This window comes from Citrobacter freundii complex sp. 2024EL-00216 (assembly GCF_043945515.1).
In the GTDB taxonomy this organism is placed as follows: domain Bacteria; phylum Pseudomonadota; class Gammaproteobacteria; order Enterobacterales; family Enterobacteriaceae; genus Citrobacter; species Citrobacter portucalensis.
The window spans coordinates 71,212-91,659 of sequence record NZ_JBIMRA010000011.1 but is presented as its reverse complement, the minus strand read 5'-3'; the positions used below and the strand labels follow the sequence as shown (position 1 = coordinate 91,659).

The following is a 20,448-nucleotide window of genomic DNA, read 5'->3' as shown; positions in this document are numbered from 1 at the left end:
TTTCTGGGCTGCAAGGTGATGCTTTTATTTTTTACTTTTCAGGTGTCTATATTATGAAAACGCGTCAACTTATTACGCTGACAGGGATCGTTGCATTCTCAGGCGGTGTTATTTTCCCCACTCAGGCAGAAGAACTCACCGAAACCTCACGCAATAGCGAAGATGAAATGGTGATCACCGCATCCGGGTTCTCGCAGCAAAAGCGCGAAGCGCCGGCCACCATTTCCGTTATCGATCGTAAAACGCTGGATATTCAGCCGGACCGTAGCATTGGTGAAGCGATTAAAAACCTTCCTGGCGTCTCGGTCACCAACAGCAGCGGTATGAACGCTGGCAGCATTATGATTCGCGGCATGGACCCGTCCTATACCGCGTTTATGGTCAACAGCGTCAAACAAAATACCGGTGAATCTCGCCCTTACGGACATGACATCGGTACTGAAGCCAACTTCTTACCGCCGATGGAGGCCATTGAGCGTATCGAAGTTATCCGCGGGCCCATGTCCTCGCTGTACGGCTCAGATGCCATCGGCGGTGTGGTCAACGTGATTACCAAAAAACCGTATGGCGCAAAAGAGTGGACGACGGCAATTGCCGCCAATACCTGGCTTCAGGAACACCAGTATTTGGGTAATACCAGCCAGATGAATCTGTTTACCATGGGGCCGATTGTGCCCGATGTTCTCGGCCTTAGCGTAGCGGCCGACTGGCTCGACCGTCGCGATGACGATCGCAATAACTATTTCGGCAAACACAACCGTAAATCCGTTGATATGACGCTGGGCCTGGCCGCTAGCGAAAATAACCTGTTCGACCTCAATGTGGTCACCGGTGAGCAGGAGAAAAACCGTACCCAGAAGCGCGGCGCGCCGTGGTCATGGCTGTTCGATCGTAACGCCGCCACCTTAACGCATACCGGCTGGTATGCCGACGACACCATTGCAACGACCAACTACATAAACTATGAAAAAGGCCGTTCGAAGTACGTTTATGACGGCCAGTCGCCGCAGTATGTACAGATGGAGAACTACGTCGCTAATTCGCAAACCACCTTCACGCTCGACAACCATAAACTGACCGTTGGGGCGAATTTCACCCGCGAAGAGTTGAATGACCGCTTTGATGTGGCCAACAAAACGCTGCCCGGATCTGAGCCAGTGACAAAAATCAGCCGTAACGGTTGGGCATTGTTTGCTGAAGACGGCTGGAGCATTGACGACTTCATCCTGACCACATCAGCGCGTATGGACCAGGATGATAACTTTGGCACACATATTACGCCGAAAATGTACGGTAACTGGGCCTTCAGCAATGACTGGGCGCTGAAGGGCGGCGTTTCCGCAGGTTATAAAAAACCTGAGCTGCGTGCGACATCCAGCGACTTTGTCACCCCATACGGCTCGACCGTACCTTATCCCTTCCTGACCGTCGGTAACGACGATCTGAAACCAGAACAAAGCGTTAACTCTGAGCTGGGCCTCTACTGGACGGGGAATGCGCTGTCACTGGATAGCACCGTCTTCTATACGCAGTTCAAAGACAAAATTGCTGAACAAACCATTTGCGAAACTACATCGACGAATCAGTGCTCCGTGAATGGCTACAAGGCGGACTCCGTCAGTAAATACTTCAACGTCAGCAAGGCGGACGTGTACGGCATAGAACTGAATGCCGACTGGCAGATTAGCGCCGATGTAAAAGCCAACGCTAACTACACCTGGAACCATAGCGAACAGAAAAGCGGCGTAAACAAAGGCTACGCGCTCAACGATTATCCGCGCCATATGGCGAACCTGTCGCTGAGCTGGGCGGCAACGCAGAGTCTGGACGTATGGAGTACGGTGAATTACCGCAGCAGTAACCGCAACAGCGGCAATAACTATAAGTACGATGACTACACGATGGTCGACGTAGGCGTACGTTATAAGCTCAATAAGCACACGCAGCTGATGGCAGGGATCTACAACGTGCTGGATGAAGATCCGAAACTGACGACTGCATGGAATGAATCCGCGCAGGTGGAAGGACGCCGCTATAACCTCGGCGCGCGCGTGGAGTTTTAAGCCTTTAATAAACAACGCCACCCGAAGGCGGCGTTGTTTATTCTGGTAGACGATATATCAGTACTGGTCTCTGTCTAACCAGTTACCGCTTTCAATCAGCGTTAAGCCATCAACCGGACGTTGGTACACGTACATCCATGCACTTCCGTACGGCGTTTGAATTAACTGGCGTGCGTATTCACCGCCGCGGGTACGCAGAGCGTCAAGCTCTGCCAGCGTGGCGTTATCAATACGATAAACTTCCCCGTGTACTGTTCCATTTCCCGGAACCGCGCCTGGATAGTGGCCCAGGCTGTACAACTGGTAGTTATCGATACTGAAATTTCCCAGCAACAGGGCATTGGTCATCCAGTGGCTGTTGCCTTGTTTGGTTCGTAAACTGCCGTAGACAAATATTCGCATTGCTAAAACTCGAACTGATAGAGCAAATCAAGTGCCTGATCTACGCCAGACACTGCTTCCAGATATAGCTTAGGCATCAGACGATAACGTAGCGTGAGTGTCGCTAAGGAGTCAAATATACCCACACCATATTTCACCTGCAGACCTGGCAGTACGTATCCGCTGACAACCACCTGAGATGAGTCGCCCACCCCTTGCGTGTCCAGTGCCAGATTGCTTACGCCAAATGTCTCCCCGATTTTACCCACAACCTGACCACTTTGTGCAACCCCCAGACCAATAAGCATTGAAGTCATCGCTGCGCTATCGCTCTGTTCGCTATCCAGCCCTTGTCCACGTAGCAGGTAGGAAAGCGCCATTTGCTGCGACATTGCCGGGTCGGAGAAGATCTCCGCCTTCGGTTCATCGGCGGTACCGGTGACGCGAACGCCAGCGATCACGTCGTCTTCGGTGGCATCTGGGTTACGAATCGCTTCGATGTTGAGCAACGGCTGATCCGGCGGACCGGAGAACAACAGCTCGCCCTTACGCACAATCAGATCCTGACCATAGGCGTGGAAGCGACCGCTCGGGATATTAATTTGCCCGTTAAGCCCCAGACCTTGCTTATCCTGCACCACTTTCAGATCGCCCGTCAGACGCGCTTTCAGACCAAAGGCGTCAAGACGCACGTTGTTACCGACGTGGATGTTCAGGTTGCTGTTGATCGGAATACCGGCGGTCTGCGGTTTCTCCGGCTGCAGATTGTTGTTAAGCATGACCATATCGCTGGAAACCCCAACCGCGCTTTCCGGCAGGTCATGTACCACGATACGCGCCCACGGCACATCCACGTTGCCATCGAGAGTAAACAGGCTTGGTGTGGCTTCTAAGACCACGTCCGGCGATACGTCGAGGCGGACCATCGGCGGTACGGTAATACGTACCCTGCTGCCTTTAGCCGCAACACGCGCCCGCCAGTTGTCTATCTGACTCCAGTCGGCATCGCCGCTCAGGTTAATTTCTCCCTGCTGCGTACGCACCACGCCCGCCAGCGTTGAGCGTGTTCCATTGAAGTTAACGGCTAACTGGCTTGGCTGCATGTCAAACGGCATGAAGTTACCGTCAATATCCAGACCACTCAGTTGCAGCTGTCCGAGCAACTGCGGGCTTTGCACATCGCCGCCCAGCCGCAGGTTGGCGTTGATCATCCCTGCCGCTTTTTCACCGCGCGAGAAGATGGGGTTCACCATCGCCAGATTGAAGTTGCGAATATTGACGTTACCGCCCAGATTACGACGCCCTTGCGGGTCCGTTACCTGCACCTGTCCGTCAAACTGCCCGTTGTTGGTCAGACGAATTAGCCAGCCCAACTCGGCACGGTTATTGTGCAGGTCGGCAGTCAGATTCAGCGTTTCAAACGCCACGGGGAGCGGGGCATCATTCACGCTTTGCGTGACCTTCACGTTACGTCCGCTCAGGGTGACCTGCCCCTGTGGCAGCCCCTCTTTGGTGGTATCCCAGCTCACATCAGCTTTGCCAGTGAACACACCGCTGGCCTGGGTTGTCTCCGGCATAAACGGTTTTAGCATCGCCAGGTCGAAGCGGTTAAGATTCACCACCGCGCGACCTTCTGCACCGGCATCAATGGTTTGTGGTACGCACAGCTCCGCATTCGGGTTGTTCCAGCAGTGCGGCCCGATACTAATTTTCTGTTCTTGATTACGATAATCCAGCGCGATAGCCCGGTTGAGCGACCACGGACCGACCGGCGTCTGGAAGCGGGTATTGCTTAACTCCCCTTTCCAGCGCTGTTCTTTGCGATCAAAGCTCCCGGCAAGATCCAGTTGCCCGGAAACCGGCTCACCCTGAATGCGTAACTGCAGCTCATGCTGCTTTTCACTGCCTTTGGCGTTGAGCGTTACCAGACCAATATTCACGTCAGGTTGTACAATTCGCTCTACACGAACGTTGAGATTACCGGCGATTTGCTCGGCCGATTTCACATCGCCTTCGACGCGCACCTGAGCAACGGAAAGTTCCTGCCAGCGCAGACCACGGGCGGTAATATCCGCCAGCAGCTGTGGTGCTTCAACCGTACCGCGAACTTTTACCAGCCCTTTCGCCGTACCGCCCAGCCCCGGCAGCGCGTTATCCAGGCTTGGGGCATCAATCGTCGCGTCGAGGTTGAGGTCTTTAACCCCCAGTTCGCCTTTTACGTCCGCACTGTTGCGTCCCAGCTCCAGATGAAGGCCCGGAATCGTCCACTGCAGGTAGCTGTTCCCCTTCAGCGAACCGTTCACATTGACCTTGTTCTGCTTCACGTTGCCGGTCAGCTTCAGCTCCGGAACCTCCATCTGCCAGCTTCCGCCGTACAGACTGCCGCGCGTTTTCACCAGGCCATTCAGTTTTGACGGCCAGTCCGGGATCGCTTTCGCGGTATTGATACCATCCAGCGTTAGCTCCCCGCGCCAGCTGATCGCCTGCTGCCAGTCCACCAGCGCTTTCAGCTCGGTTTTCCCTTCCAGCGCCGCAACGCTGAGTTTGTCGAGATTGATCTGCTGCTCGTTGCCTTTGGCGTCCAGCGTGATAGTAGCCGGAGGAATATCCTGACCTTTCACGGCGGTACGCATCGACAGCGTATAGTCGGTCATCTTGCCGGTCAGTTTGAGCTTGATGTCATCGGCCTGGAACTGTTTCTCACCGGTAAACGGCCAGTAAACCTGCTTACTTACCACCTCAATGTTGAGCGGCAATCCGGCTTCTGCCAGGCGCGTCTGTGCACGCAGGTCCATATCTACCGGACCAGACAGATTGACGCCGACTTCCAGCTGTTCGCGCAGCGCACCGCCGACCTTCAGCTTCACCTTTTCGCCTTTTAACGGGTCGATGTTTAGCGTGCTGTTTAACGTAATATCAACCGGCCACGTGTCGGTCAGTTGCGCCGTGCCGCTGGCTTTTACCGTTCCCTGATTCGAGTCGATATCCAGCGCGTCGAGCTTCATGTTGCCGTCTATGCTGCTCACTTTCAGCAGCATACTATGTACTGTTAAATCCGTATCCCCGGTCACGCGCAACTGCTCGCCGCGAAACTCTTCAATATTGAGATTGAGCGGCAGATGGACATCGGTCATTTCCGGCAGTACCGGCTTTGAGAACAGATCTTTTAGCGTTTCCCCGAGCGGCTTTTCATCCGGCTGCGGGTTTTGAATCTTCGGTTCGACAACCTCTTCCTGTGCCACTTCCGCCACTTTAGGCAGAGCAATCAGCAGCCCCTGTAATGACGTTGGCTTCAACGTCAGCGTTTTTTCCTGCCAGTTCAGGCCAGAGGTAAAATCCAGCACTGAAACCGTGGTGTCATCGATTTTGATATTGATGTTGTTCAGCGCCACGCGCGAAAGCGTGATGGGGTAAGGCGTGGAAAGATTAAGCGGACCGCTCTCTTCTTCCTCAACCGGCGCGGATGGCGGCATCTTTTTGCTGTCGATCGCCACGTTGATGTTTTTCAGCGCCAGATCGTTGACGCACAGGCTGCTGTCCCACAGACAGTTAAGCCCCACGGCCAAATGCACTTCACCAGCATTCACCGCCACGCCAGGCTGGTCGTAGCGAATATTTTTCAGTGATAGATCCCGCCAGCCGCCGGTGACCTGACCAATTTCCAGACCCGGAACCCAACGATTAGCGGCTTTGAAGATCAGATGCAGGCCCGAGGTGGTACCGACGAGGAACGCCACCGTGCCTAACAACAGCAGGATAAATACCAGCACGCCGAGGCTTATCTTCTTCCATAAACTCATAATTCAGGCCCCAGACCGATGTAAAACTGTAAACCATGTTCATCTTTGTCGCCGACCGGGACGGCAAAGTCGAGCTTGATAGGTCCAACCGGCGATTGCCAGCGTACGCCGACCCCGGCACCGGTTTTGAAATCGCTTCGGCGAATGTCGCTGACCGCTTCACCGCTATCGACAAACATCGCCCCCCACCATTTACCGGTCACGTTGTACTGGTATTCCAGCGAGCCGGTTGCCAGCTTGGAGGCCCCTTTCAGCTTGCCGTCGCTGCCTTCCGGCGAAATAGATTTGTATTTATAGCCGCGAATACTGCGATCGCCCCCGGCAAAGAAACGCAGGTCCGGCGGCACTTTGTCGAAGTCTCCGGTTTCAATCCAGCCGAGATTACCGCGCATCACAAAGCGATGCCTGTCGTACAGCGTGCGGATCCAGACGTTTTGCGCCTGGAAGACGGAGAAATCAACATCTGAACCCCAGGCGGTGTTCGAGTAATCAATAGAGTAACGCTGAGAGTCGCCCCAGACAGGCATCAGGCCGCCGCGTGAACGCGTCCGGCTGATCATCACGCCCGGATAGAGCAGCATAGTGGTGTTGGTGACGTTACCCTGGGTAAAGTGGTCGAGGCTCCAGCGCAGGTTAATCGCGCGCTGCCAGCCGCTGGAGAGGTCCCAGTAACGGGAAACCGCAAGCGTTGTGGAATCCTGCTCGGTGTCGTTTAAATCGGTACGCTTAAAGCCGCCCTGTACCAGGTAATACTGCTCCAGCGGGTTCTTTAACAGCGGCATTTTATAGCTGAAATCAAGCACCTGCTCTGGCGCCGAGATACTGGCGCTGGTCGTCAAGCTGTGACCGTAGGAGTTCATCCACGGCTTTTTCCACGAGGTCTTCACCCGTGGCCCGACGTCAGTTGAATAACCGACCCCGGTTTCGATGGTGTTTTCGGTTCGCGGTGAGACCACGCCTTTCAGGGGTAGCACCTTGGTTTTGCGGGCTTTATCAAACTCCGGTGCGACGACCACGGAATTAAACCATCCGGTCGCCGACAGACGACGGTTCAGTTCGCCCAGATCTTTCGACTCGTACTCTTCACCTTCTTTAAAGGGCACCAGATTTTGCAGATACTCATCGCGAATTTGCGAGCCTTCAAAAGTGACATGCCCAAAGCGATAGCGTTCGCCGCTGTTGTAATCGATATCCCAGAACGCCTGGCGACGCTCAAGCGCTATTCCAAGCTGGCTTTTATTAAATTCACTGTCGAAATAACCTTTACGCAGCGCCACGCTGGTGAGTGACTTTTTGAAGTTGTCATAGTCCCCCTGATTCAGCACGGTGCCGATTGCCGGGCGCGTTTTCAGCAGATCCAGATAATCTTTATCCGTACGCGCGCCACCGCGCAAAATCACCTCAGTGCCACCAATCAGCACCGGCTCGCCGGGGGTCACTTTGGCAATCAGCACCTGGCGGCCTTTTGCCGGCGGTGGACGCAGTTCAAAATCAATGGTCGGCTCAAAGTAGCCCAGCGCTTTTAGCCCTTCGCGGATGGCATCATCAACGCGCGCACGAAAGCGTCGGTCTGGAGTGACTTCATCACTTTGAATCGTGGACAGCTGCGCACGGACGTTTTTCTCCAGCGGTCCTGATAATCCTTCGACCTGTAAGCGAACATTCGCGGCGGCGGCGGAGCCACTTAAGCACAGTAATCCCACCCAACATAACTGACGGATATGTGGCACATTTTCTCCTGAATATCCTTTTTTCCCACCCCTGGAAAAAAATACTATGCCGTTCCTCGGCTTAACAAAAAATCAACAATAAGAGTTGAAAAACAGACGACAACCCAAATATTTCTTATGTTTAACTCTAGACGTATTCACGCCGTTTATTGTGGGCAAAGACGCGTCTCGTTACAACCTTAACCCAAATGACTGATTTCGGGAGAACGGCCATGAGTTTATTTGATAGAAAGCATCTTGTTACTCAAGCAGATGCGCTACCTGGACGCAACACCCCGATGCCAGTGGCAACGCTGCATGCGGTTAACCAACATTCGATGACCAACGTGCCCGACGGTATGGAGATAGCTTATTTCGCCATGGGATGCTTCTGGGGCGTTGAGCGTTTATTTTGGTCATTGCCAGGGGTCTACAGCACGGCGGCCGGGTACACCGGCGGCTACACCCCAAACCCAACCTATCGTGAAGTGTGTTCTGGCGATACCGGGCATGCCGAAGCGGTACGCATCGTCTATGACCCGCATGTTATCAGCTACGAACAACTGCTGCAGGTGTTCTGGGAAAATCACGACCCGGCTCAAGGCATGCGTCAGGGGAACGACCAGGGCACGCAGTATCGCTCCGCCATTTACCCGTTAACGCCGGAACAAACCGCCGCCGCACAGGCCAGCCTTGAACGTTTTCAGGCAGCAATGACCGCCGCAGGCGACGAGCGCACCATTACCACGGAAATCACTACGGCAACCCCGTTCTATTATGCCGAGGACGATCACCAGCAGTATCTGCACAAAAATCCTTACGGTTATTGTGGCATTGGTGGTATTGGTGTTTGCCTGCCGCCACAAGGATAATTTCCCCCTCTGGCGACTTTACAGTGCCTTACGCTATACTAGCTTCTGAATTTACCGGCTCACTTCCACGAGCCGGTTTTCAATGAATATTCCATTGGATTTATACTCTAAGGATTTCGAGTTGCAGGCAGGCGGCAAACTCGTGAATCCCCAGGAGCATAGAGAACTATGTGACTGGGGTGAATGAGTGCAGCTAACGCACCTGCAGCTTGAAAGACGACGAGTATCAACTTCTCCCTTCCGAGGATCTGACCCGAACGGTCGGATAAGATATGTTAAACAGTATTTTAGTCATTCTCTGCCTGATCGCCGTGAGTGCGTTTTTCTCGATATCTGAGATCTCGCTTGCTGCATCACGCAAAATAAAACTTAAACTGCTTGCCGATGAAGGCAACGTAAACGCACAACGTGTTTTGAAGATGCAGGAAAACCCCGGCATGTTTTTTACCGTCGTGCAAATTGGCCTTAACGCGGTCGCCATTCTCGGCGGTATCGTCGGTGATGCAGCATTCTCCCCGGCGTTTTACAGCCTTTTCTCGAAGTACTTCACTCCAGAGCTGTCCGAACAGTTAAGCTTTATTCTGTCGTTCTCGCTGGTTACTGGCCTGTTCATCCTGTTCGCGGATTTAACCCCGAAACGCATCGGTATGATTGCGCCAGAAGCTGTGGCTTTGCGTATCATCAACCCGATGCGCTTCTGCCTGCTGGTCTTCCGCCCGCTGGTGTGGTTCTTTAACGGTCTGGCAAACAACATTTTCCGTCTGTTTAAGATCCCAATGGTGCGTAAAGACGACATCACCTCGGACGACATTTACGCCGTGGTCGAAGCGGGTGCGCTGGCGGGTGTTCTGCGCAAGCAGGAGCATGAGCTGATTGAAAATGTATTCGAACTGGAATCCCGTACCGTCCCGTCTTCAATGACCTCGCGCGAGAATATTATCTGGTTCGATCTCCATGAAGATGAGCAAAGCCTGAAGAACAAGGTGGCGGAACATCCGCACTCCAAATTCCTGGTGTGTAACGAAGATATCGACCACATCATTGGTTATGTTGATTCAAAGGATCTCCTCAACCGCGTACTGGCAAACCAAAGCATGGCGCTGAACAGCGGCGTACAGATCCGCAATACGCTGATCGTCCCGGACACGCTGACGCTCTCTGAAGCGCTGGAAAGCTTCAAAACCGCAGGCGAAGACTTTGCCGTCATCATGAACGAGTACGCGCTGGTGGTGGGGATTATCACCCTCAACGACGTTATGACGACGCTGATGGGCGATCTGGTAGGTCAGGGTCTGGAAGAGCAGATTGTGGCACGTGATGAAAACTCATGGTTAGTCGACGGCGGTACACCGATTGATGACGTAATGCGCGTGCTGGATATCGACGAGTTCCCGCAGTCCGGCAACTATGAAACCATCGGCGGCTTTATGATGTTTATGCTGCGTAAAATCCCGAAACGCACCGACTCGGTGAAGTATTCAGGTTACAAATTTGAAGTGGTGGATATCGATAACTACAAGATCGATCAGCTGCTGGTGACGCGTCTGGACAGTAAACCTACCGTTCTGGTACCAAAACTGCCAGATGCAAAAGAAGAGGCAAAGGCGTCTTAACGCCTTACAGAAACATCAACGGCTCCCATCAGGAGCCGTTTTTTTAACTACTGCATAGCACTTTGATCAAGCCATCTCAGTTTGCAGACGCAAGACCTGACGGTTAACTTCGGACATCACGGAAAAATGCAGTTTGTCCTTCACTTTTGGGATAAGAATCTTACCCTTATCAAATTCAAAAGCGCCTACATCCTTGATATATAACCGTCCACGAAACAGGATCTTCACGTACTTCGCCACCTGCAGCGGGTTGTATCGTTGGAAAATTTTCATTGTTGTCTCCTGCTGAGCATTACGCCTTTGCGGTACCACAATCGGTCCGACAATCCTCAGGCGCAAATTTTAATGCCCTATGACTATAGACTATCTCGTTGATGTTTCCAGCGTGTATAAGTTTATTTACCTTCAAGTTACAATTATTCAGAATTATCTTTTCAACGCTTCGCTGTCTTTAGTATAAGCCTTCATTTTTCGCAGGATTTGTGCGCCCGTCCGCAAACTGGCATCGCGCTTGCGGGAAAAAGCATCATTCGCACATATGATTAAATTCCAGACCCAAGTGGTCGGATCACCTGCAAAATAAAAGAAAGAAGGAAAACCTATGACCTTACGAAATCTGCTGGCGCTGTCGTGCCTGCTACTGCCGATGATTGCCTCCGCACATAAGTTTGAGACTGACCAGCGCGTACCGCCGGTGGGGATCGCCGATCGCGGCGAACTGATTCTCGATAACGATAAGTTTAGCTACAAAAGCTGGAATAGCGCGCAGTTGCCAGGCAAAGTGCGAATTGTGCAACACATTGCCGGACGCACCTCCGCCAAAGAGAAAAATGCGACGCTGATCGAGGCAATCAAAGCCGCCAACCTGCCGCACGACAAATACCAGACCACTACTATTGTCAACACGGATGACGCCATTCCCGGCTCCGGTATGTTTGTGCGCAGCAGTCTGGAGAGCAATAAGAAGCTCTACCCGTGGTCGCAATTCATTGTCGACAGCAATGGCATTGCGCGTAAAGCCTGGCAACTGGATGAAGAGAGTTCCGCTATCGTCGTACTCGACAAGGACGGACGCGTGCAGTGGGCAAAAGATGGCGCATTAACGCAGGAAGAGGTGCAGCAGGTAATTGCCCTGCTGCACAAATTACTCAGTAAATAGAGACGCGGAAGCCGGGGTTGAGGAACGATTCACGTGGGGTGTAATCCAGAGGTTTCCCCTGCCAGTCGTGAACGTGCGCTCCGGCTGCGGCTGCAACGGCATGGCCAGCGGCGGTGTCCCACACGTTGGTTGGCCCAAAACGCGGATACAGCTGTGCGTGCCCTTCCGCCACCAGGCAGAACTTCAGCGATGAGCCAATCGACGTGGTCTGGTGCTCACCCAACTGTTGCAGATATTCTTTTAACTCATTGTCGGCATGCGAGCGGCTAATGACCACCAGCGGCGGACGCGCGTCACGAACCTGAATTTGTTTGCGTACGCCGCACTCTTCTTTCCACGCTTTACCTTCTGCTGCGCTGTACATCACTTTCATTACCGGCGCGTAAACCACGCCCAGAACCGGCTTTCCTTTCTCGATCAGCGCAATATTGACGGTAAATTCACCGTTACGCTTAATGAACTCTTTGGTCCCGTCCAGCGGGTCCACCAGCCAGTAGCGCTGCCAATGCTGGCGAACATCCCAGCCAGGAGGCGCCTCTTCAGACAGAACCGGAATATCCGGCGTCAGCGCCAGTAATCCTTCGAGGATCACCGTATGTGCGGCGATATCTGCCGCCGTGACCGGAGAATCATCCTGCTTGCTGGTAATCTCCATCGGTTTGATTCCATCGTAGACCTGCATAATGGCATCGCCCGCGTTCCGTGCAAGCTGGCATACATGTTCTAGCATTCTCCACCTCGTTTCTGTCAGTGGTGTTAACTCGTTGTTTTACTTATACCCGATCGTCAGGGGATCCGCCAACTGTGATAGCGTCTGCGGTTTTAAACGCTATATTCATGTCATGATTCACAGTTCTGTAAGCAAGAAGATTTATATACATTTTCTTTTGTGGCTTAGATCTTAAAAGGATGCCCCCTGATGATTAAGTTTAGTGCAACGCTTCTGGCAACGCTGATTGCAGCCAGCGTCAATGCCGCGACCGTCGATCTGCGTATAATGGAAACCACTGATTTGCATAGCAATATGATGGATTTCGATTATTACAAAGATACACCGACTGAAAAATTCGGTCTGGTACGTACGGCAAGTTTGATCAACGCTGCGCGTGGTGAAGTCAAAAACAGCGTGCTGGTTGATAATGGCGATCTGATTCAGGGTAGCCCGCTCGGGGATTACATGGCGGCCAAGGGGCTGAAAGCGGGCGATACTCACCCGGTATATAAGGCGCTGAATACCCTGGATTACGCGGTGGGTAACCTCGGCAACCATGAATTCAACTACGGTCTGGAGTATCTGCACAACGCGCTGGCCGGAGCGAAGTTCCCTTACGTTAACGCCAATATCATCGACGTGAAGACCAAAAAGCCGCTGTTTACGCCTTACTTGATCAAAGACACTGAAGTGGTCGACAAGGAAGGGAACAAGCAGACGCTGAAGATTGGCTATATCGGCTTTGTTCCACCGCAGATTATGACCTGGGATAAAGCCAACCTCAGCGGCAAAGTCACGGTGAACGACATTACGGAAACTGCACGCAAATACGTTCCGGAAATGAGAGAAAAAGGCGCCGATGTTGTGGTGGTGGTTGCTCACTCCGGGCTTTCTGCCGACCCATATCAAACAATGGCGGAAAACTCCGTTTATTACCTCAGCGAAGTACCGGGCGTGGATGCCATTATGTTTGGTCACGCTCACGCCGTCTTCCCGGGTAAAGACTTTGCCAATATTAAAGGCGCAGATATCACAAAAGGTACGCTGAATGGGGTTCCTGCGGTGATGCCGGGTATGTGGGGCGATCACCTGGGCGTGGTGGATTTAGTGTTGAATAACGACAGCGGTAAATGGCAGGTCACTCAGGCGAAAGCCGAGGCGCGCCCGATCTATGACGCCGCAGCCAAAAAATCACTGGCAGCAGAAGACAAAAAAATCGTTGAGATCCTGAAAGCCGATCACGACGCCACGCGTGAGTTTGTCAGCAAACCGATCGGTAAATCCGCCGACAACATGTACAGCTATCTGGCGCTGGTACAGGATGACCCGACCGTACAGGTGGTGAACAACGCGCAGAAAGCCTATGTGGAACACTTTATTCAGGGCGATCCGGATCTGGCAAAACTGCCGGTACTTTCCGCCGCCGCGCCGTTTAAGGTCGGTGGACGCAAGAACGATCCGGCAAGCTTCGTAGAAGTCGAAAAAGGCCAGTTAACCTTCCGTAACGCCGCTGATTTGTATCTTTATCCCAACACCCTGGTGGTAGTGAAAGCCAGTGGCAAAGAGGTGAAAGAGTGGCTGGAATGTTCCGCCGGGCAGTTCAATCAGATTGATATCCACAGCAGCAAACCACAGTCGTTGATTAACTGGGATGGCTTCCGTACCTATAACTTCGACGTGATTGACGGCGTGAATTATCAGATTGATGTTTCACAACCTGCTCGCTACGACGGTGAATGTCAGACCATTAACCCGAAAGCGGAACGTATTAAAAATCTGACCTTTAACGGCAAACCAATCGATCCGAATGCCACCTTCCTCGTCGCGACCAACAACTACCGCGCCTACGGCGGTAAGTTTGCCGGAACCGGCGACAGCCACATCGCGTTTGCTTCTCCGGATGAAAACCGCTCGGTGCTGGCGGCCTGGGTTGGTGCTGAGACGAAGCGTGCCGGTGAAATTCACCCGGCGGCAGATAACAACTGGCGTCTGGCGCCAATTCATAGCGATACACCACTGGATATTCGCTTTGAAACATCACCGTCTGATAAAGCCGCGGCATTTATTAAAGAGAAAGGCCAGTATCCGCTGAAGAAAGTCGCGACCGATGACATCGGTTTCGCTATTTATCAGCTGGATTTAAGTAAGTAATTTTCGTGCCGGATGCGGCGCAATAGCGTCTTATCCGGCCTACAAAACTACGCAGCCCGTTCGTCCCGCTGCGCTAAAACCTGCGGCAAATTCAGTTCTATCCAGTCCGCCAGCGCGGCGACTTTATCGCTCACCTGCTCACCCAACGGCGTCAGACTATACTCCACGTGCGGCGGCACCACCGGATACGACACCCGATTGATAAACCCATCATGCTCTAACGCTTGCAGGGATTGCGCCAGCATCTTTTCACTGACCCCGCCCATCTTACGGCGCAAATCGCTGAAACGGTGCGTACCGTCGCGCAGCGCCACCAGAATCAACACGCCCCAGCGGCTGGTGACGTGTTTTAACACCTCACGGGAGGGACACTGTTCGGCAAACAAGTTGCCATCGCGTAACTGCTGGGAGAGCGTCGATGCTGTCATTTTCATACTAACCTTTTTGTTCGTACTTACTAAAAGTAAGTTTAGGTGTTAGCGTGATTAAACACAAGACCAATACCAAGGAGTCACTCCATGATCGCAATTACCGGCGCCACCGGCCAACTGGGCCAACACGTTATTGAATCTCTGCTGAAAACCGTTCCTGCCAGCCAGATTGTGGCAATTGTGCGTAATCCCGCTAAAGCGACGGCGCTTAGCCAGCAGGGCATTACCGTTCGTCAGGCGGATTACAGCGATGAAGCCGCCTTTACGACTGCCTTACAGGGTATCGACAAGCTACTGCTAATCTCCTCCAGCGAAGTGGGACAACGCGCCCCGCAGCATCGCAACGTGATTAACGCAGCGAAAGCCGCGCACGTGAAATTCATCGCCTACACCAGCCTGCTGCACGCCGACACCTCCCCGCTGGGGCTGGCTGATGAGCATGTGGCAACCGAGAAGATGCTGGCTGAATCCGGTATCGCCTACGCGCTGCTGCGTAACGGCTGGTACACCGAAAACTATCTCGCCAGCGCACCGGCTGCACTGGAACACGGCGTGTTTATCGGGGCTGCAGGTGAAGGCAAAATTGCCTCAGCGACCCGCGCCGACTATGCCGCTGCCGCCGCGCGCGTCATCAGTGAAGACGGTCACGCCGGTAAAACTTATGAACTGGCGGGCGACGCAGGCTGGACCCTGAGCCAGTTGGCTGCCGAGCTGGCAAAACAGAGTGGTAAAAAAGTGGTGTATCAGAACCTGAGCGAAGCAGATTTTGCCGCCGCGCTAAAAGGTGTAGGCCTGCCTGCCGGGCTGGCGGACATGCTGGCTGACTCAGACACTGGCGCCTCCAAAGGTGGTCTGTTCGACGACAGCCATACGCTGAGCAAACTGATTGGTCGCCCGACCACCTCGTTGGCTGACAGCGTCAAAGGCATCGTGTAAGTGTTAAAAATTAGTTAATTGTGGTGGCATCCCCGCGCATCCTCTCTGATAATGACAGGATGATGCGTGGGGAGAGAAAACGTGCAAGGTGTACCTGAGCAGTTTATTGATGAGAAAGACAGCGCCCGCTTTCACCATCTGGCGCAGGTGCCGGGCGTTGAGCTGTATCATGCACACATCTCGCGTTACGCTTTCGAGCCGCACACCCATGAAGCGTTTGGCATTGGCGCGATAGAAGCCGGAGCCGAACGTTTTCGCTATCGCGGCACGCAGTATGTTGCCCCCGCCCATTCCGTCGTCACCATGAATCCCGATGAGCTGCATACCGGCGAAGCCGAAACCGCCGACGGCTGGCGCTATCGGATGATTTATCTTGAACCCGACCTTCTGGAAGAGGTCACCGGGATCCGCCACTGGTGGTTTCATGACGTAACGCGTCACGATCCGCTGCGCTCGCGCCAGATCTGCTCGCTGATCCATGGCCTGTGGAACACTGAAGATCCGCTGGCGCAAAAAGGCCTTCTACTCGATCTGATCGACACGTTCCAGCCGCTGGCCCGCCATGCGCCAGTATTAACGGAGGGGGCGCATCGCTTTGAACGGGTACGCGAGTATCTGCACGATAATTATATGCATCCGGTCACGCTCGACGAGCTGGCGCGGGTTGCATCGCTGAGTCCCTGGCATTTTCAGCGCCAGTTTAAGTCTCATTTCCACGTCACGCCGCACCAGATGCTGATGGCGATCCGGTTGTGGCGAGCCAAAGGTTTTCTCACTTACGGTATGCCCGCCGCAGAGGTCGCCGCCGCAACCGGCCTCACCGACCAGTCGCATCTCACCCGCGCGTTTACCCATCGCTACGGCATTACGCCGGTGCGTTATCAGAAACAAGTCGTCCGGCGTTGATCAGCAATCTCATACAATACGGCAGCATTTTTCCTGCCTACACTCGACGTATTGTTAAACGATGTGGATGTCCAAAATGATTAGCGGTGTGTTGTATGCCCTGTTGGCCGGGCTGATGTGGGGATTAATTTTTGTTGGACCGCTGATCGTACCGGAATACCCGGCGGTATTGCAGTCGATGGGGCGTTATCTGGCGCTGGGGCTGATCGCATTGCCGATTGCCTGGCTGGGACGTGCGCGCCTGCGTCAACTCGTGCGGAAAGACTGGGTAACTGCGCTGACGCTAACAATGATGGGGAATCTGATTTATTACGTTTGCCTGGCAAGCGCCATCCAGCGCACCGGCGCACCGGTCTCCACAATGATTATTGGTACATTACCGGTGGTGATCCCAGTCTTCGCTAACCTACTCTACAGCCAGCGTGACGGCAAATTATCATGGTGGCGTCTGTCGCCTGCGCTGGTATTGATTGGTATAGGACTGCTGTGCGTGAATATCTCGGAGCTGAATCAGGGGTTACCAGACTTTAGTGGCTGGCGTTATGGTTCCGGCATCGCGCTGGCGCTTGTCTCGGTGGTGTGTTGGGCATGGTATGCGCTGCGTAATGCCCGCTGGCTGCGCGAGAATCCGGATAAGCACCCGATGATGTGGGCGACGGCCCAGGCTTTGGTAACGTTGCCCGTTTCTCTGCTCGGTTATATTGCCGCCTGCCTGTGGCTGAACGGGCAAACGCCGGACTTCGCTCTGCCCTTCGGTCCGCGTCCGGGTGTGTTTATCGGCCTGATGATAGCCATTGCGGTATTGTGTTCGTGGGTTGGCGCACTGTGCTGGAACGTCGCCAGCCAAAAATTACCGACGGTGATCCTCGGCCCGCTGATTGTCTTCGAAACGCTGGCTGGCCTGTTGTACACCTTTATTCTGCGCGAGGAATTTCCACCTCTGCTGACGGTAAGCGGAATAGCACTGCTGATGGTTGGGGTGGTGATAGCCGTCAGAGCCAAGCCGCAGAAACCGAGCGTCGTGGTGGTTTCACAATCATAATATGCCGGATGGCGCTGCTTATCCGGCCTACAAGGACTGTACGATCTCATGTAGGCCGGATAAGGCGTTTACGCCGCCATCCGGCGCGACACTTTAAACACCGCTACCGTCTGGTTCAACCGCGCGGCCTGCTCTTCAAGCGCGGCAGCGGCGGAAGCGGACTCTTCTACCAGCGAGGCGTTTTGCTGCGTGACGCGATCCATTTCGGCAACCGCCTGGCCTACCTGATCGATACCCCGACTTTGTTCATCAGAAGCTGAGGCAATCTCCCCCATGATGTCGGTCACGCGGGTCACGGCGCTAACTATTTCCGCCATCGTTTCACCCGCTTCATGCACCAGCGCCGTACCGGCATTGACCCGATTCCCTGAGTCATCTATCAGCGCTTTGATCTCCTTCGCCGCCTGAGCGCTACGCTGCGCCAGCGTCCGAACCTCGCCTGCGACCACGGCAAATCCGCGCCCCTGCTCGCCCGCACGCGCCGCTTCCACCGCCGCGTTCAGTGCCAGAATATTGGTCTGGAAGGCAATGCCGTCGATAACATTGGTAATTTGCGCGATTTTGCTGGAACTGGTGGCGATTTCATCCATCGTACGCACCACACCATCAACCACGGTTCCGCCTTTTTGCGCCGTCTGTGAAGCATTTTTTGCCAGACTGGTCGCCTGACGCGCGTTATCTGCGTTCTGTCTCACGGTTGCGGTAAGTTGTTCCATGCTGGCTGCGGTCTCTTCCAGAGAGGCGGCCTGCTGCTCGGTACGTGAAGAGAGATCGTTACTGCCTGCGGCGATTTCACCCGCGCCGGTATAGATGGTATCGGCCCCGTCACGCACCACGCTGACCGTATTCGCCAGCGCCTGCTGCATGTCACGGACGTTACTTGCCAGCAGCGCCATTTCATTGCTGCCATCGGCGTTGATGCTGTGTGTCAGGTCACCGGCAGCGATGTGGCGAATATGTCCCATCACCTCGTTGAGCGGCTTGAGCAGCACTCGCTGCATCGCCAGCCAACTGGCGATAATCACGGTGACGACAATCAGCATCACCGCGGACAGCAGCCAGATTATCTTCTGGTAATCACTCTCATTGTCCTGCACCCCGGCAGCGGCCAGCGCCGTTTGCGCGCTACGCCATTCCCGATAAACGTCCTGCATGGCCGTTTGCTTTTGCTCGGCATTCTGCTTAAACATCTCTTCCAGCTTTCCTTCAGCCAGCAGCGCGTTCATTTTTGCCAGCGTCGCAGAATAGATGCCGTACTGCTCTTCCAGTCGATCGGCCAGATGCTCATCCAGCCCCGGCGTTTCCGGCAGAGCGTAGTATTTATCGTAATGCTCTTTCGATTCGGCCAACAGGCGATTTGCCGTGTTCACCAGCTCCTTCAATTGACCGCCGTTAATATCGCTGGCCATCGTTCCCTGTAAACGCAGCATGCCCCGGTTGAGCGTGACGCGAGCCTGGTTCAGGCTAATCCACGCATCGGTAAACTCGGCCACGTTCTGGCTGGAAAGTTGAGACACGTTAAAGTTCTGCTTATCGTTATTGAGTGCGCCAATAAAGACGCCCGCGGAGATGAGCTGCATTGCGCCCAGCGCGAGTAACACGGTGATAAGTAAGGTTATCACTTTGATTCGTTTGAACATCTGTAGCCTTTTATTATGCAGGTATTGTCTGAGGTCTAACTATCGGCAGCGGCGTGCGCTTATTTAATCCTGTCGTGCGGCTTTTTTCGCCGTACCTTTCCTTTCCAATAAGATTCAGCATCTTAACGAGATAAGAAATTTTCGTGACGCCCTTCACAAAACACCCCACCCCGAAAGGGTTATATCCTTCGCCATAAGTTGCATTTAAAATGCACCTTATATTATTGAGAATGAGGTAACGGCAATGTCTTATCGCGATCAACCTTTAGGTGAACTGGCGCTCTCTATTCCTCGCGCTTCGGCCCTGTTTCGTAAATACGATATGGATTACTGCTGCGGCGGTAAGCAAACGCTGGCACGCGCTGCCGCGCGTAAAGAGCTGGATTTAGACGTTATTGAGGCGCAGCTCGCGCAGCTGGCTGAACAGCCGCTGGAGAAAGACTGGCGTACCGTGGCTCTGGCTGAAATCATCGACCATATCATCGTGCGTTATCACGACAGACACCGCGAACAGCTGCCGGAGCTGATCCTGCAGGCCACTAAAGTTGAACGCGTTCACGCAGACAAACCGAACGTACCGCGCGGTCTGGCAAAAAACCTGACCATGCTGCATGAAGAGCTGTCCAGCCACATGATGAAGGAAGAGCAGATCCTGTTCCCGATGATTAAACAGGGCATGGGTAGCCAGGCGATGGGGCCAATCAGCGTGATGGAAAGCGAACATGACGATGCGGGTGAACTAGTAGAAGTGATCAAACACATCACCCATAACGTTACGCCGCCACCAGAGGCCTGCACCACCTGGAAAGCCATGTATAACGGCATTAACGAGATGATCGACGACCTGATGGAACACATCAGCCTGGAAAACAATGTGTTGTTCCCGCGTGCCCTCGCAGGTGAATAAAAAAGCCCGGTAGCGCTAGCGCTTACCGGGCCTACAACGACCTCGAACGTAGGCCTGATAAGGCGAAGCCGCATCAGGCAACCCCGCCAGCATAGTGCCGGATGCGGCGTAAACGCCTTATCCGGC

At 53.8% G+C, this 20,448-nt stretch carries 16 protein-coding genes; 9 read left to right on the top strand and 7 right to left on the bottom strand.

Annotation, left to right across the window (positions count from 1 at the left end):
• The first annotated feature begins 53 nt into the window (after positions 1 to 53).
• The gene (locus ACHHZ7_RS15700; RefSeq protein ID WP_060682839.1) at positions 54 to 2,063 is read left to right on the top strand and encodes a TonB-dependent receptor domain-containing protein; all 2,010 of its coding nucleotides are present in this window, start codon (positions 54 to 56) and stop codon (positions 2,061 to 2,063) included.
• A gap of 57 nt (positions 2,064 to 2,120) precedes the next feature.
• Here ACHHZ7_RS15700 and ACHHZ7_RS15695 read toward each other — a convergent pair whose 3' ends face one another.
• From ACHHZ7_RS15695 to tamA, 3 genes are read right to left on the bottom strand one after another with little or no spacing between them, the layout of a single operon-like run.
• A complete protein-coding gene (locus ACHHZ7_RS15695; RefSeq protein WP_003025723.1) occupies positions 2,121 to 2,465 on the bottom strand; it encodes a gamma-glutamylcyclotransferase in 345 nt (114 codons plus the stop codon).
• A 2-nt stretch (positions 2,466 to 2,467) separates the two neighbouring features.
• Positions 2,468 to 6,244: an autotransporter assembly complex protein TamB gene (tamB, locus tag ACHHZ7_RS15690; protein ID WP_192463997.1), complete on the bottom strand. Its 3,777-nt coding sequence runs from the start codon at positions 6,242 to 6,244 to the stop codon at positions 2,468 to 2,470.
• Positions 6,241 to 7,974, bottom strand: coding sequence for an autotransporter assembly complex protein TamA (tamA, locus tag ACHHZ7_RS15685; protein ID WP_003025718.1), 1,734 nt, complete (start codon positions 7,972 to 7,974; stop codon positions 6,241 to 6,243). The genes tamB and tamA overlap by 4 nt, the downstream gene beginning before the upstream one ends.
• 212 nt (positions 7,975 to 8,186) lie before the next feature.
• Between tamA and msrA the strand changes: the two genes are divergently transcribed.
• Together msrA and ACHHZ7_RS15675 are read left to right on the top strand one after the other, a co-directional pair.
• Positions 8,187 to 8,825: a peptide-methionine (S)-S-oxide reductase MsrA gene (msrA, locus tag ACHHZ7_RS15680; RefSeq protein WP_003830412.1), complete on the top strand. Its 639-nt coding sequence runs from the start codon at positions 8,187 to 8,189 to the stop codon at positions 8,823 to 8,825.
• 272 nt (positions 8,826 to 9,097) lie between these two features.
• A complete protein-coding gene (locus ACHHZ7_RS15675; RefSeq protein WP_003830418.1) occupies positions 9,098 to 10,438 on the top strand; it encodes a hemolysin family protein in 1,341 nt (446 codons plus the stop codon).
• Between the two features lie 66 nt (positions 10,439 to 10,504).
• Here the strand turns inward: ACHHZ7_RS15675 and ACHHZ7_RS15670 are convergent, their stop codons facing one another.
• Complete coding sequence (locus ACHHZ7_RS15670; RefSeq protein WP_003025710.1) at positions 10,505 to 10,711, bottom strand: DUF1107 domain-containing protein; 207 nt, start codon at positions 10,709 to 10,711, stop codon at positions 10,505 to 10,507.
• Between the two features lie 328 nt (positions 10,712 to 11,039).
• Here ACHHZ7_RS15670 and ACHHZ7_RS15665 point away from each other — a divergent pair, with 328 nt between their 5' ends.
• Entirely contained in the window at positions 11,040 to 11,597 is a 558-nt protein-coding gene (locus ACHHZ7_RS15665; protein WP_008786027.1) for a YtfJ family protein, read from the top strand.
• Here ACHHZ7_RS15665 and cysQ read toward each other — a convergent pair.
• Positions 11,587 to 12,327, bottom strand: a complete 741-nt coding sequence (gene cysQ / locus ACHHZ7_RS15660; protein WP_008786026.1) for a 3'(2'),5'-bisphosphate nucleotidase CysQ — start codon at positions 12,325 to 12,327, stop codon at positions 11,587 to 11,589. The two genes, ACHHZ7_RS15665 and cysQ, sit on opposite strands and share 11 nt — an antisense overlap.
• Positions 12,328 to 12,516: 189 nt before the next feature.
• On the opposite strand from cysQ, the gene cpdB reads away from it, so the two are divergent.
• The gene (cpdB, locus tag ACHHZ7_RS15655) at positions 12,517 to 14,460 is read left to right on the top strand and encodes a 2',3'-cyclic-nucleotide 2'-phosphodiesterase (protein WP_192463998.1); all 1,944 of its coding nucleotides are present in this window, start codon (positions 12,517 to 12,519) and stop codon (positions 14,458 to 14,460) included.
• Between the two features lie 47 nt (positions 14,461 to 14,507).
• On the opposite strand, the gene ACHHZ7_RS15650 is transcribed toward cpdB, so the two are convergent.
• Complete coding sequence (locus ACHHZ7_RS15650; RefSeq protein WP_032934267.1) at positions 14,508 to 14,888, bottom strand: helix-turn-helix domain-containing protein; 381 nt, start codon at positions 14,886 to 14,888, stop codon at positions 14,508 to 14,510.
• Positions 14,889 to 14,978: 90 nt separating this feature from the next.
• On the opposite strand from ACHHZ7_RS15650, the gene ACHHZ7_RS15645 reads away from it, so the two are divergent.
• From ACHHZ7_RS15645 to ACHHZ7_RS15635, 3 genes are all read left to right on the top strand, one after another.
• The gene (locus ACHHZ7_RS15645; RefSeq protein ID WP_060682842.1) at positions 14,979 to 15,827 is read left to right on the top strand and encodes an SDR family oxidoreductase; all 849 of its coding nucleotides are present in this window, start codon (positions 14,979 to 14,981) and stop codon (positions 15,825 to 15,827) included.
• Positions 15,828 to 15,908: 81 nt separating this feature from the next.
• A complete protein-coding gene (locus tag ACHHZ7_RS15640) occupies positions 15,909 to 16,733 on the top strand; it encodes an AraC family transcriptional regulator (protein ID WP_048236498.1) in 825 nt (274 codons plus the stop codon).
• 76 nt (positions 16,734 to 16,809) lie between these two features.
• On the top strand, positions 16,810 to 17,775 hold the full coding sequence (locus ACHHZ7_RS15635) for a DMT family transporter (RefSeq protein ID WP_003830433.1): 966 nt from the start codon (positions 16,810 to 16,812) through the stop codon (positions 17,773 to 17,775).
• A gap of 68 nt (positions 17,776 to 17,843) precedes the next feature.
• Here the strand turns inward: ACHHZ7_RS15635 and ACHHZ7_RS15630 are convergent, their stop codons facing one another.
• Positions 17,844 to 19,415: a methyl-accepting chemotaxis protein gene (locus ACHHZ7_RS15630; protein ID WP_060682843.1), complete on the bottom strand. Its 1,572-nt coding sequence runs from the start codon at positions 19,413 to 19,415 to the stop codon at positions 17,844 to 17,846.
• A gap of 244 nt (positions 19,416 to 19,659) precedes the next feature.
• Between ACHHZ7_RS15630 and ytfE the strand changes: the two genes are divergently transcribed.
• The gene (gene ytfE / locus ACHHZ7_RS15625; protein WP_003025690.1) at positions 19,660 to 20,322 is read left to right on the top strand and encodes an iron-sulfur cluster repair protein YtfE; all 663 of its coding nucleotides are present in this window, start codon (positions 19,660 to 19,662) and stop codon (positions 20,320 to 20,322) included.
• The last annotated feature ends 126 nt before the right edge of the window (positions 20,323 to 20,448 follow it).

Excerpts from the sequence above, each read along its gene's own strand:
- cpdB (WP_192463998.1), top strand. The coding sequence starts at position 12,517 with ATGATTAAGTTTAGTGCAACGCTTCTGGCAACGCTGATTGCAGCCAGC.
- tamB (WP_192463997.1), bottom strand. The coding sequence starts at position 6,244 with ATGAGTTTATGGAAGAAGATAAGCCTCGGCGTGCTGGTATTTATCCTG.
- ACHHZ7_RS15645 (WP_060682842.1), top strand. The coding sequence starts at position 14,979 with ATGATCGCAATTACCGGCGCCACCGGCCAACTGGGCCAACACGTTATT.
- ACHHZ7_RS15665 (WP_008786027.1), top strand. The coding sequence starts at position 11,040 with ATGACCTTACGAAATCTGCTGGCGCTGTCGTGCCTGCTACTGCCGATG.
- ACHHZ7_RS15635 (WP_003830433.1), top strand. The coding sequence starts at position 16,810 with ATGATTAGCGGTGTGTTGTATGCCCTGTTGGCCGGGCTGATGTGGGGA.
- cysQ (WP_008786026.1), bottom strand. The coding sequence starts at position 12,327 with ATGCTAGAACATGTATGCCAGCTTGCACGGAACGCGGGCGATGCCATT.
- msrA (WP_003830412.1), top strand. The coding sequence starts at position 8,187 with ATGAGTTTATTTGATAGAAAGCATCTTGTTACTCAAGCAGATGCGCTA.
- ACHHZ7_RS15650 (WP_032934267.1), bottom strand. The coding sequence starts at position 14,888 with ATGACAGCATCGACGCTCTCCCAGCAGTTACGCGATGGCAACTTGTTT.
- ACHHZ7_RS15630 (WP_060682843.1), bottom strand. The coding sequence starts at position 19,415 with ATGTTCAAACGAATCAAAGTGATAACCTTACTTATCACCGTGTTACTC.
- ACHHZ7_RS15695 (WP_003025723.1), bottom strand. The coding sequence starts at position 2,465 with ATGCGAATATTTGTCTACGGCAGTTTACGAACCAAACAAGGCAACAGC.
- ytfE (WP_003025690.1), top strand. The coding sequence starts at position 19,660 with ATGTCTTATCGCGATCAACCTTTAGGTGAACTGGCGCTCTCTATTCCT.
- ACHHZ7_RS15670 (WP_003025710.1), bottom strand. The coding sequence starts at position 10,711 with ATGAAAATTTTCCAACGATACAACCCGCTGCAGGTGGCGAAGTACGTG.
- ACHHZ7_RS15675 (WP_003830418.1), top strand. The coding sequence starts at position 9,098 with ATGTTAAACAGTATTTTAGTCATTCTCTGCCTGATCGCCGTGAGTGCG.
- ACHHZ7_RS15700 (WP_060682839.1), top strand. The coding sequence starts at position 54 with ATGAAAACGCGTCAACTTATTACGCTGACAGGGATCGTTGCATTCTCA.